General features: G+C 48.6%; 17 protein-coding genes. All 17 read left to right on the top strand.

Annotated features, from left to right (window positions below; translation table 11 throughout):
* The first annotated feature begins 20 nt into the window (after window positions 1-20).
* The 17 genes from OCV72_RS04350 to OCV72_RS04270 all read left to right on the top strand — a co-directional run bounded on the left by OCV72_RS04350 (window position 21) and on the right by OCV72_RS04270 (window position 14,221).
* Window positions 21-344: a hypothetical protein gene (locus OCV72_RS04350; protein WP_055282121.1), complete on the top strand. Its 324-nt coding sequence runs from the start codon at window positions 21-23 to the stop codon at window positions 342-344.
* Window position 345: 1 nt separating this feature from the next.
* On the top strand, window positions 346-1,314 hold the full coding sequence (locus tag OCV72_RS04345) for a DUF3991 and TOPRIM domain-containing protein (RefSeq protein WP_055282119.1): 969 nt from the start codon (window positions 346-348) through the stop codon (window positions 1,312-1,314).
* A complete protein-coding gene (locus OCV72_RS04340) occupies window positions 1,311-2,381 on the top strand; it encodes a YodL domain-containing protein (protein ID WP_242859205.1) in 1,071 nt (356 codons plus the stop codon). Before OCV72_RS04345 ends, OCV72_RS04340 begins: the two co-directional genes overlap by 4 nt.
* 266 nt (window positions 2,382-2,647) lie before the next feature.
* Entirely contained in the window at window positions 2,648-2,986 is a 339-nt protein-coding gene (locus tag OCV72_RS04335) for a plasmid mobilization protein (protein WP_055056819.1), read from the top strand.
* Window positions 2,977-4,359: a relaxase/mobilization nuclease domain-containing protein gene (locus OCV72_RS04330; protein ID WP_055056820.1), complete on the top strand. Its 1,383-nt coding sequence runs from the start codon at window positions 2,977-2,979 to the stop codon at window positions 4,357-4,359. Before OCV72_RS04335 ends, OCV72_RS04330 begins: the two co-directional genes overlap by 10 nt.
* Window positions 4,343-5,152: a PcfB family protein gene (locus OCV72_RS04325; protein ID WP_055056821.1), complete on the top strand. Its 810-nt coding sequence runs from the start codon at window positions 4,343-4,345 to the stop codon at window positions 5,150-5,152. The genes OCV72_RS04330 and OCV72_RS04325 overlap by 17 nt, the downstream gene beginning before the upstream one ends.
* 5 nt (window positions 5,153-5,157) lie before the next feature.
* Window positions 5,158-5,985 carry a DUF6674 family protein gene (locus tag OCV72_RS04320; RefSeq protein ID WP_055056822.1) on the top strand — a complete coding sequence of 276 codons (828 nt, stop codon included), beginning with the start codon at window positions 5,158-5,160 and terminating at the stop codon, window positions 5,983-5,985.
* Window positions 5,986-5,991: 6 nt separating this feature from the next.
* Window positions 5,992-6,882: a hypothetical protein gene (locus OCV72_RS04315; RefSeq protein ID WP_055056823.1), complete on the top strand. Its 891-nt coding sequence runs from the start codon at window positions 5,992-5,994 to the stop codon at window positions 6,880-6,882.
* A gap of 15 nt (window positions 6,883-6,897) precedes the next feature.
* Window positions 6,898-7,098, top strand: a complete 201-nt coding sequence (locus tag OCV72_RS04310) for a hypothetical protein (protein WP_022278669.1) — start codon at window positions 6,898-6,900, stop codon at window positions 7,096-7,098.
* On the top strand, window positions 7,085-8,878 hold the full coding sequence (locus tag OCV72_RS04305) for a VirD4-like conjugal transfer protein, CD1115 family (RefSeq protein WP_022278668.1): 1,794 nt from the start codon (window positions 7,085-7,087) through the stop codon (window positions 8,876-8,878). The genes OCV72_RS04310 and OCV72_RS04305 overlap by 14 nt, the downstream gene beginning before the upstream one ends.
* 15 nt (window positions 8,879-8,893) lie before the next feature.
* Complete coding sequence (locus OCV72_RS04300; protein ID WP_022278667.1) at window positions 8,894-9,250, top strand: TrbC/VirB2 family protein; 357 nt, start codon at window positions 8,894-8,896, stop codon at window positions 9,248-9,250.
* 84 nt (window positions 9,251-9,334) lie between these two features.
* Entirely contained in the window at window positions 9,335-10,171 is an 837-nt protein-coding gene (locus OCV72_RS04295; RefSeq protein WP_055056824.1) for a VirB6/TrbL-like conjugal transfer protein, CD1112 family, read from the top strand.
* A 10-nt stretch (window positions 10,172-10,181) separates the two neighbouring features.
* Window positions 10,182-10,352 carry a hypothetical protein gene (locus OCV72_RS04290; protein ID WP_172677203.1) on the top strand — a complete coding sequence of 57 codons (171 nt, stop codon included), beginning with the start codon at window positions 10,182-10,184 and terminating at the stop codon, window positions 10,350-10,352.
* The gene (locus tag OCV72_RS04285; RefSeq protein ID WP_022278665.1) at window positions 10,353-10,718 is read left to right on the top strand and encodes a PrgI family protein; all 366 of its coding nucleotides are present in this window, start codon (window positions 10,353-10,355) and stop codon (window positions 10,716-10,718) included.
* On the top strand, window positions 10,711-13,044 hold the full coding sequence (locus tag OCV72_RS04280) for a VirB4-like conjugal transfer ATPase, CD1110 family (protein ID WP_055056825.1): 2,334 nt from the start codon (window positions 10,711-10,713) through the stop codon (window positions 13,042-13,044). Before OCV72_RS04285 ends, OCV72_RS04280 begins: the two co-directional genes overlap by 8 nt.
* Window positions 13,045-13,077: 33 nt before the next feature.
* A complete protein-coding gene (gene srtB, locus OCV72_RS04275; RefSeq protein WP_055056826.1) occupies window positions 13,078-13,899 on the top strand; it encodes a class B sortase in 822 nt (273 codons plus the stop codon).
* A complete protein-coding gene (locus OCV72_RS04270) occupies window positions 13,859-14,221 on the top strand; it encodes a cysteine-rich VLP domain-containing protein (protein WP_242859204.1) in 363 nt (120 codons plus the stop codon). The genes srtB and OCV72_RS04270 overlap by 41 nt, the downstream gene beginning before the upstream one ends.
* Window positions 14,222-14,242 lie beyond the last annotated feature (21 nt).

Here is a 14,242-nt window from a genome sequence, read left to right as displayed (position 1 = left end):
AGAGAAAGCAGGTGAGAAAAATGATGTGTAAATTAAAAACCGTCCGTGCGGATATGCTGGTGTTGCAGTGCCAGCTTGAAAGAGAATTGATCCGATATGTGAAGCGGTATCTCTGCCAGCCGCAGGTCACAATCATCACAAACGATAAGCAGTTTGCCTTTATGTGCGAGCTGTACGACTATGTGGAGAATACGGAGCTTCCGCCGGAAATGGTAAGCGTTCTATTGACAACTAAAAATGTTTTGGAACTGTCTTGGGACGAATGGATGATGAATATTGAGGTAGACGATATGGAAGATTCCATTGAGAAAGTCGCTGAGCTTCTCAAGGAAAGGAAGATTTGATATGCCATATGTTGAGCCGGAGATTATTGAACAGGTGCGGCAAATAGATCTGCTCACTTATCTGAGAAAGTTTGAGCCGGATAATGTTGAGGAAGTTAAAGGTACGAAAAATGTATATCGTACCGTTGACCACGACAGCTTGAAAATATCCAATGGTAAATGGTTTTGGTGGTCGCAAGGTTTCGGCGGTTATAATGCGCTTGACTATCTGATAAAAGTCAGGAACTATTCTTTTATGGACGCAGTGGAAATCCTTACGGCAAAAGAACTGGCAAATTGGACGCCGCCACCGAAAAAAGAAGAAAAAAATGAGCCAAAGGTATTGCGTTTGCCGGAAAAATATCAAGACAGTAAACGGGTAATACAGTATCTTTTTAATCGTGGCATTGACTATCAGATTATTCAGGAGTGCATTGCGGACGGTGTGATTTTTGAAAGCAACGGGCGCTATCATAATGCGGTTTTTATCGGGAAGGACGAAACGGGGACGCCAAAGTATGCCGCTTACCGTGGTTTAGGAAACAGCACCTTTAAGGGAGACGCATACGGAAGCGACAAGCAATATTCCTTTCGCCTGCTTGCAAAAGAGCCTTGCCAGTCGGTGCATTTGTTTGAAGCCGCCATTGATTTGCTGTCCTATGCCACTTTGCTAAAAGCTCAGGGTAAGGACTACAAAGCAGAAAATCTGCTCTCTCTTTCGGGCGTGTATCAGCCGAAGAAAGAGAGCAAAGACAGCAAAATTCCGATTGCGCTTTCCGTTTTCCTTGAGAAAAATCCACTTATCAAGACGATTCATTTGCACTTGGACAATGACAAAACGGGAAGGCTCTGTGCCAATACCTTAAAAGAACTGCTCAGAAACAAGTATGAGGTCTTTGACGAGCCGCCGAAGAAAGGCAAGGACTATAACGATTACCTCTGTATACAGCTTGGAATCTATAAATCCAAAGAAAGGAGCTATGAGCGTTGAATGTACGAATTTATCAGATCAATATGAAGCGTGACGCCAACAATGTCGCCTTTATGAATTATGAGAGCCTGCCCAAATTTCAGGGCAGCTCAGAGATCGACAGCAGCCTCTATGATAAGGTGTTCGAGGGAGAAGTAAACTGCTTCACGCTGGAAAAGCTCTATGAGATTTTCAATCTTGAACACCCCGCAGGATATAAAGGGCGGTCGATGTCCGTATCCGATGTGGTGGAGATCATTGACGGGAATACCGGAAAAAGCTACTTCCACTTTTGCGACAGCTTCGGTTTTCAGAAGGTAGATTTTGAGCCGGAAAAGACGCAGGTCAGTGACCGCTTCCTATCGCTTGCCGAGCAGGAGAGAATCTCAGTTCTGCTCGTTCCGGTCGGCAAATCTCCCGTCATAAAAGAGATACCGAACACCTATGAAGCGATGAAAGCACTGGTCGGCGGAGGCGGTTTAGACGAGTATATGCCCTTTGAAGATGACGCCGCTATCGTCTGCAACCGTGACGGGAAGCAGGAAAAGCTGCCGATGAATCGGGCGGTCTACCAGCCGCCGAAGCGTACACAGATGAGTTACAGCGACCTGAAATCTCTTTTTCGGGAAGCGGAAAACAACAGGCAGCACCTTGCCGCACATATCGTTTTTACCGCCGATACCTTCAAAAAACCGTACAGCGAGTTTGAACGGACTTACGAAGTAAGCTCGGACAACAAAGCGTTCCAGTCCCGTATGGGCGGCTATTCCATCTACGGCGCTTCTCTGGACGGTGTTGATCCGTGCCTGAGAATGGAGGGCTTGATGGCAGACGAAATGGGCGGTAAGGACGGTTGGAAAATAGAAAAATGCTTCTTAATTGAAGATTCAAGAGAGGTCGCCGACATCATTCACGGCGACTTTTTTATTGCCCGTTCCAATGTCGCCGATGAGAAATACAGCAGCTTATCAAGCGAACAACTACTGAAGTACAAACGGCTTTTTCGGTATCCTGAGCGATTCCACGAAACCGCACACGGGATTGAGATCGAGCCGTTCAAGCCCGACAGGGCGGACAAAGAACGATAAATATCAGGAAAATACGGGGCAGCCCGACAGGTCTGCGTTAGCTTAGCGAGCAGACTGTTTTTACTCCTATCGGGTAAAAACAGTAAAAGCTCGTTAGGGGCTGCCCCTAATACCCCAATACAGGAAAGGATTTTGACTATGCACGAATTTCTATTCTTTATGATAGGCTTCCTGCTCGGCGGCGTTATCGGTATCTCGATAATGTGCCTTATGCAGATCAACCGAATCAGCCGCACACCAAATATCCGAAAGGAGGACGAGGAGCTGTGAAACGAACAGTCAAAAAACAGTTTTGGTTTTCAAAGGCGGAAGCACAGGACTTGCAGAAGAAAGCAAAGAAAGCCTGCCTGACCGAAGCGGCGCTTGTACGACTGCTTCTTCGTGGCTATGAGCCGAGAGAAAAACCGGACGAGAGGTTTTACGACGCTATGCGGGAGCTTTCCGCTATCGGCAACAACATCAATCAGCTCGCCATTAAAGCGAACGCCCTCGGTTTTGTGGATTCGCAAATGCTGAAGAACGAAGCGCTGAGGTGGCACAAGTTTCAGGCGGCGATTGAGCGTGAATTTCTGCGCCCTGAAAAAAGCGGATTGAAATGGCAGTAACAAAGCTTTGGAAGGTAAGCGTCCAGCTCGGTCAGGTACTCGACTATACGACCAATCCTGAAAAGACCGCCAACCCCGAATACTCTGCCGAAGATTATCAGGCGCTCAAAGATGTGCTTGCCTACGCAAAGGACGAGGAGAAAACGGAACACGAGTTTTTCTGCGACGGGATCAACTGCAATGTGGCGATGGCTCGTGACCAGTTCATTACCGTCAAGGAGCAGTTCGGCAAGACGGACGGGATTCAGGCATATCACGGGTATCTGAGCTTTAAGGAAAACGAGGTTACGCCCGAACAGGCGCAGCAGATCGGAATGGAGTTCGCAACAAAGATGTGGGGCAAGCGGTTTCAGGTGGTCGTTACTACCCATCTGAACACGAAACATCTCCACTGCCATTTTGTCATCAACTCCGTTTCCTTTGCCGATGGGAAGCGGCTGAAAGACAAAGAAAAGTCTTGGTACTACTTCCGCCATATCGCCGACGAGATTTGCTTGGAACACAAGCTGTCCATTGTAGAAAAGCCGGAGCTGCACAGATCGCCCGCCTATCTTACGATGAAGGACGAGGCGGGTATGCCCACCCGATACAACAACGCCAAAAAAGCGATTGACGAAGCGATTGCGATGAGCCGTAACCTGCGGCAGTTCCAATATGAGCTGAGCGTGATGGGCTATCACTCGAATTTTAGTCCTAATCGTAAGTATGCGACGGTTACACCCAAGGGCAGCGAAAAGCCGATACGGACTTACCGGCTCGGCGAGGAATACACCAAAGAGAAAATCCTTGAACGGCTTATTGCCAACCGGGATAATATCGTGTTCAAGCCGTTCCAGCCAAAGACCTATATTGTCCGGCAGTACCGCCTGCCCACAAGAGAAAGCAAAATCCAAAAGGTCGGCGGTCTGTATGGCTTGTATCTATACTACTGCTATCGGCTCGGCTACCTTCCGAAGCACAATCAGAAACAACAGAATACGGCGAGGCTTCACTATCTTCTCAAAGACGATCTGATGAAGATGGACGAACTCACCAAACAGGTAACGCTGCTCGGCAAGCACCAGATCGGTACGGACGAGCAGCTTTTTTCATATAAGCGGTCGGTTGAGGACGAAATCAAAACCCTTACCGCCGACAGAACACATCTCCGAAATGAAATACGAAAGGTAGATATATCAGATGAACGGCTGTCGGCGGCAAAGATGAAAATTTCAGCTATCTCCGAACGCTTGAAAGAGCTTCGCAAAGAAGTAAAGCTCTGCGACGGGATTGCGAAGCGGTCAGGCGTAATTGCCGATACCCTTTCGCAAGTCAAGGCAGAGGAAGAAAAATCTCAAAGAAAGGAGTCCCGAAATTATGAACAACGGCGGTGACGCAGCAGAACAAATCGTCAGGCTGTCGCTTGAAGGATTTGAAGTGGCTGTCCGGCTCACAGGCTCGGCGGCGAAGAATATCGCTATTCTGTTAGCTTCCGTGCTGAAGCAGGAAATCAGCCAGTCGAATAAGACACGAGGAAAAGCACGGCTTACCAATATGATTAAGTCCGGCAAGGAGCTGAAGGTTTTTTCGTTCCAGCAGAAAGACCTGCCGAAGTTTACCGAGCAGGCGAAACGGTACGGCGTCCTTTACTGCGTTCTGCGTGATAAAAATACCAAGAGCGATACGGCGATGGTCGATATTATCGCCCGTGCGGAGGACGCTGCGAAAATCCAGCGTATTTCCGACCGCTTTGAACTTGGTAAAGTCGATAAGGCTTCCATTGTTTCCGAAGCGGAAAAAGATGTGGCAGACCGTGAAGCGGCTGCCAATGAAGTGCCTACGAAATCAAGGGGCGAAATCATCGTGGAGGAAGCGATGGGAAAGCCAATGCAGAAGGAGGAAAATTCCCACCAAAACCCCTCGGTCGCAAAGACGGACAAAAGCCCTCTGTCCGAGCGAGACTCAGAAACGACAGGTACGCACACTGATAAGGGTGTCGCAAAGGCGGCGGATAAGAAGCCTTCGGTCAGGGAAAAGCTCGACCGATACAAGGCGGCTGCCAAAGCGGAAAAGGAAGCAGAGCGTACTGTGCCGGAGGTTTCCAAAGAGAAGCCGAAAACCCCTGAAGCCAATCGGCAGACCGTTCACAGGCAGCCGAAGAAATCCAAGAAGCCGAAAGAGAGGTGAGCGAAATGGATCAACTGAAGGAACACCCGCAGATCGTGGAGCTGTTAGACACGCTTGATAAAAACGGCTTGATGAAAGAGAAAAACGAGGTGCAGTCGCTGGTAAGCTATATCGGCGGTATGGAAGAAACGCTGACAGGAATGCTCGGCGAGCTTCAGGATATGCGCCGTGAAATCAATCTGATCCACAACAACACGCTGCGGAGCAAGTGCCATACCCTTGTGGAAAAAACGGAGAGCAAAATCCGTCAGGGATTTTCCGCAGTCAAAAAGATGAAGGACAATCTGATCCAGTCAGCCGGGAACGCTGTGCGGGCGTTCCGGGAAAGAGGCAGGGACGCCCTCGCCGAATCGGTCAGGGCAATGAAAATCCCCGAAGCGCTGGATAAGCTGTCTGCTATGTTCGGCAGAATGTCAAAGGAGATGGCGCAGGACACAAAGAAGCTGTCCGCTATGCAGGTGGAGCTTCAGGGAGCAAAAGGGCATTTGAAAAATATGGGGCTGCTGTTTATGGGAAAAGCCGCAAAGGAAGCGGAACATTCCAAAACGGATAAAGGCGTATTATCAAGGCTGTCCCGTTTATTTGAAAAAGCGCAGAAAGGATTTGCGTCTTTGGAGCAAAAGGCGATGGATACAGCGGATAAGCTCAGAGTTTCCCGTGTGAAATCGTCTGTAAAGGAAAATCTCAGCAGATACAGGGCGGCGGTAAAGGCGGAAAAAGGAACAGAGCACAGCGAGCCGACCGTTTCCAAAGAAGAAAACCGCACAGCACAGGCGTTGGGGCAGATTAGCGTCCCGCACCCGCAAAAATCAAATCTATCAAAAGAGAGGTAAAAAGATATGACCAACGATTTTAAGAATAAGCAAAGCAGCGGCGCAAGACCGCCGAGACTTTCGCCGGAGGGATACGCCGCCAAGAAAAAGGCGGAGAAAGAAGCTATTTATCAACTGCTCGACAATACCGCTTCGGAAGTGGTGCAGTCGCCGGAAAAATTCAAAGCCTACCTTGATGTGCAGAGCCGTATGGACAGGTACACGGCGAACAATACGCTGCTGATGTATAAACAGTTCCCGCAGGCAAGCCAAATCAAGGAGTTTGATGATTGGGCGGCTGAGGGCGTAAAGGTCAATAAAGGCTCCAAGACCTTTATTATCCTTGATCCCTACGAGTACACCAAGAAAGACGGGACAATCGGCATTGATTTTAACTTGAAAAGAGTGCTGGATGTTTCACAGACCAACGGCAAGCGCCCCGCCGCCCCGACCGCTAACCGTGATCCGAGAAAGCTGGTGGCGGTTATGCTCGACAGCGCCCCGATCAACATTGAAAGTGTGAGTGAGCTTCCTTATCCCGATATGGGCGCTTTTTATAAAAATGAAGATCAGACGCTTTATGTGAAGCGGGACATCGGCGACAGCGTTGCCCTCTGCCAGTGCGTCGCTCAGGAACTCGGTCACGCCGAGCTTTCTATGAACAGCGAGGTATACTACAGCCGCAGGGATATGGGATTTCAGGCGGTGTGCATTGGATATATGCTCTGTAAGAAATACGGCGTCGATACGCAGAACTTTGCGATTGACCGTATCCCCGACGAACTGAAAAACAAAGAGCCGAAAGAAATTAAAGCTGAACTCGGCAAGACGCAGAAGGCGTTTAAGGAAATTACCGCCCGTGTTTCCGACGAGCTGTACCGCCAGCGGGCGGAGCGCTCAAAGGAACAGGAGAGATAACCGGAGGTAGCTGCGATGAAAGAAGAACTCTACCATATCGCTTTGGACGATTATGAACACGGTGTTGTAATCCGTTCCCTGAACGATAAAAAGACCGACCTCAAAAAAGAGGGCAAGTCCACCGACGCCGTAGACGATCTGATTATTAAAATCGGTCACGCCCCAAGACGCAAGTTCAAAGTGGTAGAAAAGGAATCCTGCCGTGAATCGAGATAGCAACAAGCAGTCTGCGATTATCCTTGCGGTTATTGGGATTCTTCCCGTTGTGTGGCTCGGCTTATTGATAGCACCGTCCGTCAAGGGCGGTCTGCCGGAGATACTGCCGAGCCTTTTGACGGCATTCAATGATCCGTTCCATATCGAGCTTTGCGGGGACAGCTTAAAAACTGTCCTCGTTTTGCTTTTGCTCTACGGAATGGGGATTGGAATTTATTTGTCCACACGGAGGAACTACCGCAGGCGTGAGGAACACGGCTCAGCGAAATGGGGCAGCGCAAAAGCCATTGACAAAAAGTACCGTCAAAGCCCGCCCTCGGAAAATAAGCTGATGACGCAGAATGTCCGAATCGGACTCAATGCGAAAAAGCACCGGAGGAATCTGAATACTCTGGTGTGCGGCGGCTCCGGCGCAGGCAAGACAAGATTCTATTGCAAGCCGAATTTAATGCAGACAAGCAATTCCTCTCAGGTAATTTTAGATCCAAAAGGGGAAATTCTGCGTGATGTCGGCAATCTGCTTGAAAAAGCAGGCTATGAGATCAAGGTGCTGGACTTGATTTCAATGGAGAAAAGCCATTGCTACAACCCGTTTGTCTATCTCAGAAACGACAACGATATTCAGCGCCTTGTGACCAACCTTTTTAAGAGTACCACCCCGAAAGGCTCTCAATCCAATGATCCTTTTTGGGATACTGCGGCGAGTATGCTTTTACTCGCCCTTATTTTTTATTTGCACTACGAAGCACCGGAGGAGGAACAGAATTTTGCAATGGTAATGGAAATGCTCAGGGCGGCGGCGATTGAGGACGAGGAGGACAACAGACCTTCTCCCCTCGATAATCTGTTTGCCGATTTGGAAATGGATAATCCCGACCACATTGCCCTGAAATACTATCGTTCCTACCATTCCGGTTCGGCAAAGACGCTCAAATCCATTCAGATTACCCTTGCCGCAAGATTGGAGAAATTCAATCTTGAAAGCTTAGCGGCGCTGACTTCCGCCGATGAGCTTGACCTTGCTTCAATGGGCGAGAAGAAAACGGCGCTGTTTGCGCTGATACCGGATAATGATTCGAGCTTTAATTTCCTCGTCAGTATCCTTTATACGCAGCTTTTCCAGCAGCTCTTTTATTCTGCCGACCATATTCACGGCGGCAGTTTGCCCATACCCGTCCATTTCCTGATGGACGAATTTGCGAATGTTTCGCTGCCCGACGATTTTGACAAGATACTATCTGTTATGCGTTCAAGAGGCGTGTCGGTATCTATTATCCTGCAAAATCTGGCACAGCTCAAAGCCCTTTTTGAAAAGCAATGGGAATCCATCGTAGGCAACTGCGATGAATTTCTCTATCTCGGCGGCAATGAGCAGAGTACGCACAAGTATGTGTCCGAGCTTTTAGGCAAGGAAACGATTGATACGAACACCTACGGGAAAAGCGAGGGGCGGAGCGGAAACTACTCGACCAATTATCAGATTTCCGGTCGTGAGCTGCTTACCCCTGATGAAGTGAGAATGCTTGACAACCGCTACGCTATTTTGTTTATCCGTGGCGAGCTTCCGGTAATGGATTTGAAGTACGACATTTTGAAACACCCGAATGTGGCATATACCGCAGACGGGAAAGGCGGCGTGTATCAGCACGGCGAAGTCACAAAAAATGTGGCGACGATTGAAACTCTATATGTTGATCTCGACAGCGTTCCCGAAATGGAGCTTTCGGAAACGACTTACGAGCTGTTGTCCGATGAGGACTTTGAGAACTTATCAAATTGATTGGAGGAAAACAGAATGAATATTTTTCATAAGACTCAGAAGAAAGAAACCCGCAAACTGCCGATGACCGGAAAGGTAAAGAAAGGCTTTCGTTATTACTGTGCGGCGGTTTTAAGCCTGACTGCTATTTTTGCGATGTCTACAACGGCTTTCGCCGCAGGCGATCCGCTTACCGTTGTCAACAACCTGTCCGATTTCATCTTCGGCTTTATCCGTGCGATTGGTCTGATCCTGCTCGGTTTTGGTATCGTTCAGGTAGGACTTTCCCTGAAATCCCACGATCCCTCGCAGCGTGCGAACGGATTTCTGACGCTGGCGGGCGGTATCATTATCGTTTTTGCGAAAGAAATCCTCACTCTGATTACGGGCTAACCCTTACGCAAACGACGCTCAGGGGCGTTTCTGGATTGTTTTTCAGGAACGCCCCATTTTTCTTTTTAAGGAGGTGCTACAAAATTGAGTGATAACTGGGTAGTTCAGAATCTCCAGAACGCCCTCGAAACTTGGAATGAAAAACTCGCTGAGATATGGCAGCTTATTACGACTACGCCGCAGAACTTCAAAGGCGGCGGGATATGGGCGGTCATTGTCAATATCAACGGCGCAGTGCAGGCGATAGGGCTTGCGCTTTTGGTGCTGTTTTTTGTGGTCGGTATGGTGCGTACTTGCGGCAGTTTTGCTGAGGTAAAAAAACCAGAACACGCTGTAAAGCTTTTTATCCGATTTGCTATTGCAAAAGCAGCGATTACTTATGGTATGGAGCTAATGCTTGCCCTTTTCAATATTGTTCAGGGTACAATCGGCACAATTATGACCGCAGCCGGATTTACCTCGGCACAGCAGACAACCTTGCCGCAGGAAATGATTGACACCATAGAAAGCTGCGGCTTTTTCGAGTCAATTCCGCTTTGGGCGGTTACGCTCATCGGCGGCTTGTTCATCACGGTAATGTCATTCCTGCTCATTATGACGGTGTATGGGAGATTTTTTAAATTATATATGTATACAGCGCTCGCCCCGATTCCGCTTTCCACCTTTGCGGGAGAACCGAGTCAGAATGTAGGTAAATCGTTTATCAAAAGCTACTGCGCCGTGTGTCTTGAAGGGGCAGTGATTGTTTTAGCCTGCATTATCTTCTCACTGTTCGCTTCTTCCCCGCCTGTGGTCGATCCAAATGCGGCAGCAGTTACGCAGGTATGGGCTTATATCGGCGAGCTGCTCTTTAATATGCTCGTTTTGGTCGGCTCAGTGCGAATGTCTGACCGGATTATCCGTGAGATGATGGGGCTGTAAGGAGAACAGAATGAAACGAATATACAACAAATTCAAGGGCTACACCCTTGCGGACTGCGATTGCAGATATTGCCTGTATTACGGAGGGCGGCGGAAAGGCAAAGTTACTTGCCTTGCGGACGAATGTGTCTGCGCCGATGAAATCCGGCAGGCACAAAAACGAAAAGAAAGGAGTTCCTAAATGGAAGTCAAAATCAATAGAGAAATCAGGAATTACACAGAAGCGATGTTTTTTGGACTGTCACTGCGGCAGTTCATTTTTTCTGCCTGTGCCTGCGTAGTGGCGGTAGGTATCTATTTCTTGCTCAAGCCCTATGTCGGCACGGAAACCGTATCGTGGATGTGCATTTTGGGAGCCGCCCCCTTTGCGGCTCTTGGTTTTGTTAAATATAACGGAATGACCGCAGAGAAATTCATTTATGCGTGGATTAAATCGGAGTTCTTAATGCCGAAAAAGCTCACTTTCCGTTCAACGAATACCTACTGCGAGCTGTTCAAGCCGAGTATCGAAGCAAAAGCAAAGGAGGCTATGAAATCGAATGATTAAAACACTTACCAATCTCCGCAAACAGGAAAAAGAAAAGTTTGTTGTGCCGAAGGGCGTTCAGGATGTGATCCCCATTACCGCCATTTATGACGACGGTATCTTTCAGACTGGAAAAGACAAGTTTTCCAAGACCTATAAATTTTCCGATATTAACTATGCGGTTGCCAGCCGTGAGGATAAGGAAGCGATGTTCCTTGAATACTCAGAGCTGCTCAATTCCCTCGACTCCGGAGCAACGACAAAAATCACAATCAACAACCGCCGTTTAAATCGGCTGGACTTTGAGAACAACATTCTTATCCCGATGAAAGGCGACAGCCTTGATGAATACCGTGAGGAGTATAATAAAATCCTTTTGGAGAAAGCGACAGGCGCAAACGCCATCGTGCAGGATAAGTATATGACGATTTCCGTCAACAAGAAGAATATTGAGGACGCAAGGAATTATTTTGCCCGTGTGGGCGCTGACTTGATCGCTCACTTCGGCAGGCTCGGCAGCCAGTGCGTGGAGTTGGAAACCGATGAAAGGCTGCGTATCTTCCACGACTTTTACCGTGTGGGCGAGGAATCCTCTTTCCACTTTGATATAAAGGAAACCCGCAAAAAGGGACACAGCTTCAAGGACTATATCTGTCCCGACTCAATGGAATTTGAAAAGGACTACTTCAAAATGGGCGACCGTTACGGGAGAGTCCTTTTTTTGCGTGAGTACGCTTCCTATATCAAGGACAGTATGGTGGCGGAGCTGACTGACCTCAACCGCAATCTGATGATGTCGATTGATGTTGTCCCCGTACCAACGGACGAAGCGGTACGGGAAGCGGAAAACCGTCTGCTCGGCGTAGAGACGAACATTACCAACTGGCAGAGGCGGCAGAACTCCAACAATAACTTTTCGGCGACCGTTCCCTATGATATGGAACAGCAGAAAAAGGAAATGAAGGAATTTCTCGATGATTTAACGACGAGGGATCAGAGAATGATGTTCGCCGTGATTACCTTTGTGCATACGGCGGATTCCAAAGAACAGCTTGATAACGATACGGAAGCGCTGCTTACCACGGCGAGAAAGCACCTTTGTCAGTTCGGCGTGTTGAAATTCCAGCAGGTGGACGGGCTGAATACGGTTATGCCATTCGGTGTGCGGAAGATTGATACCTTCCGTACCCTTACGACCGAAAGCCTTGCCGTGTTTATCCCGTTTCGAGTGCAGGATATTTTTCACGAGAACGGTATTTACTACGGGCAGAATGTGATTAGCAAAAATATGATTATCGCCGACCGCAAGCAGCTTCTCAACGGTAATTCCTTTATTCTTGGCGTATCCGGCGGCGGTAAGTCCTTTGCCGCAAAGGGCGAGATTGAGAATGTGATTCTTTCCTCGGATTCCGATGTTATCATCATTGATCCGGAGCGGGAATATTCACAGCTTGTGAAGGCGCTCGGCGGTGAGGTAATCCATATCTCCGCTACTTCCCAAAATCACATCAACGCTATGGATATGACGAAGGAATACGGCGACGGTGCAAATCCGGTCATTCTGAAATCGGAGTTTATTATGTCCCTGTGCGAGCAGCTCATCGGCGGCAGCAACCTCGGCGCAAAGCAGAAATCCATTATCGACCGCTGTACCGCCAGCGTATACCGCACCTATCAGCAGAATAACTATCAGGGCGAAGTGCCGACCTTGCAGGATTTCAGGGCGGAGCTTCTTAAACAGGACGAGCCGGAGGCGCAGGAAATCGCCCTTGCCATCGAGCTGTTTACCAACGGCAGCCTGAACACCTTTGCGAAGCACACGAATGTGGATACTAATAACCGCCTGATCTGCTATGACATCTTAGACCTCGGCAAACAGCTTATGCCTATCGGTATGCTGGTTGTTCTCGACTCCATCTTAAACCGCATTACGCAGAACAGGGCGAAAGGCAGAAATACCTTCATCTTTATTGATGAGATTTATCTGCTGTTCCAGCACGAGTATTCCGCTAACTTCCTTTTTACTCTTTGGAAGCGTGTGCGTAAATACGGCGCTTATGCTACGGGTATTACGCAGAATGTGGACGACCTTTTGCAGAGCCATACGGCGAGGACAATGCTCGCAAACTCCGAGTTTATCATTATGCTTAATCAGGCTTCCACGGACAGGCTGGAGCTGGCGAAGCTCTTAAATATCTCCGACCTTCAGATGTCGTATATTACGAATGTGGAAGCCGGACACGGGCTTATCAAGGTGGGCAGCTCCCTTGTGCCGTTCGCAAATAAATTCCCGAAAAATACGAAGCTGTATAAGCTGATGACAACCAAACCGGGCGAGAGCGCATAAGCTCCCGTCCCTTGTTTCAGAAAGGATATGGCAATGAGAAAAAAGATTTGTATTGCTCTGATGGCGGCGTTTACCGTCCTGCTCGGCGTCAGCAGCTATTTCATTATCGACCATTACAGGGAGGCGGAACATCAGGAGCAGATGTACGATTCTCTCGTACAGCTCGTAGAGGATAGCGAAACCGAGCCTGCCGAGCCGATCATCTATTCGGAAGATAAGACGATACTGCCGGAGCTTACCGAGCTGTACCGTCAAAACAATGATTTGGTCGGCTGGATTTGCGTGGAGGATACGAATATCAATTATCCTGTTATGCAGACGGTTGATAACCCGAACTACTATTTGAAGCGTGGATTTGATAAAGAATACAGTTCTTACGGCTGCCCGTATGTGCAGGAGGACTGCGATGTTTTAAAGCCCTCGGACAATGTAGTGATCTACGGTCATCATATGAACAACGGCTCGATGTTCGCCGACCTTGAAAAATTCAAGGACGAGGATTTCTGGCGGGAACATAAAACGATTGCTTTTAACACCCTGACAGAGAAAAATGAGTACGAAATCCTTGCGGTTTTCAAAACCGTTGTCTACACCGACAGCCCGGAAGCCTTCAAATATTACCGTTTTACGGACGCTCAGTCGCCGGAGGAGTTTGACGCTTATATTGAAAGATGTAAGGAGCTTTCCCTTTATGACACGGGCGTTTCGGCGGAGTACGGCGACAAGCTGATCACGCTTTCCACCTGTGAATACTCCCGCACGAACGGAAGGCTTGTCGTTGTGGCGAAAAAAGTAACAGAAAGCAGTGGTGCAAATGCTCCCGCAAATGACGGGGCGGCAGAGATACCGAGCTAACGCCCTGATAAAGAAGCTGTGCGCCAATTATGATGGCGGGAACTGCCTGCTTCTCGATGAGGGGGAAGGCTGCGTCTGCGTACAGAGTATATCCTACTCGCTTTTGTGCAAATATTTCCGCAATGCGGTGCTTCCGGCAGATCCGGCGTTGGAAGCGGAGATACTCGGAACGCACCCTGACAGGTGCGTTTCCTGCGGCGCTCCCATTATCAAGCGTGGCAACAGGAAAAAGTATTGTGAGAAATGCGCCGGTATCGCATACAAAAGGCAGCAGGCAGAGTACGCAAGAAAAAGGCGCACAGAATCGAAAAATAGAGGGTAAAAAGTCCTTGATTTAAGCGGC

Source organism: Dorea amylophila (assembly GCF_025567265.1).
In the GTDB taxonomy this organism is placed as follows: domain Bacteria; phylum Bacillota; class Clostridia; order Lachnospirales; family Lachnospiraceae; genus Dorea_A; species Dorea_A amylophila.
This window is presented reverse-complemented; position numbering and strand designations above follow the sequence as displayed.

Excerpts from the sequence above, each read along its gene's own strand:
- OCV72_RS04350 (WP_055282121.1), top strand. The coding sequence starts at position 21 with ATGATGTGTAAATTAAAAACCGTCCGTGCGGATATGCTGGTGTTGCAG.
- OCV72_RS04345 (WP_055282119.1), top strand. The coding sequence starts at position 346 with ATGCCATATGTTGAGCCGGAGATTATTGAACAGGTGCGGCAAATAGAT.
- OCV72_RS04330 (WP_055056820.1), top strand. The coding sequence starts at position 2,977 with ATGGCAGTAACAAAGCTTTGGAAGGTAAGCGTCCAGCTCGGTCAGGTA.
- OCV72_RS04325 (WP_055056821.1), top strand. The coding sequence starts at position 4,343 with ATGAACAACGGCGGTGACGCAGCAGAACAAATCGTCAGGCTGTCGCTT.
- OCV72_RS04320 (WP_055056822.1), top strand. The coding sequence starts at position 5,158 with ATGGATCAACTGAAGGAACACCCGCAGATCGTGGAGCTGTTAGACACG.
- OCV72_RS04315 (WP_055056823.1), top strand. The coding sequence starts at position 5,992 with ATGACCAACGATTTTAAGAATAAGCAAAGCAGCGGCGCAAGACCGCCG.
- OCV72_RS04310 (WP_022278669.1), top strand. The coding sequence starts at position 6,898 with ATGAAAGAAGAACTCTACCATATCGCTTTGGACGATTATGAACACGGT.
- OCV72_RS04300 (WP_022278667.1), top strand. The coding sequence starts at position 8,894 with ATGAATATTTTTCATAAGACTCAGAAGAAAGAAACCCGCAAACTGCCG.
- OCV72_RS04290 (WP_172677203.1), top strand. The coding sequence starts at position 10,182 with ATGAAACGAATATACAACAAATTCAAGGGCTACACCCTTGCGGACTGC.
- OCV72_RS04285 (WP_022278665.1), top strand. The coding sequence starts at position 10,353 with ATGGAAGTCAAAATCAATAGAGAAATCAGGAATTACACAGAAGCGATG.
- OCV72_RS04280 (WP_055056825.1), top strand. The coding sequence starts at position 10,711 with ATGATTAAAACACTTACCAATCTCCGCAAACAGGAAAAAGAAAAGTTT.
- srtB (WP_055056826.1), top strand. The coding sequence starts at position 13,078 with ATGAGAAAAAAGATTTGTATTGCTCTGATGGCGGCGTTTACCGTCCTG.
- OCV72_RS04270 (WP_242859204.1), top strand. The coding sequence starts at position 13,859 with ATGCTCCCGCAAATGACGGGGCGGCAGAGATACCGAGCTAACGCCCTG.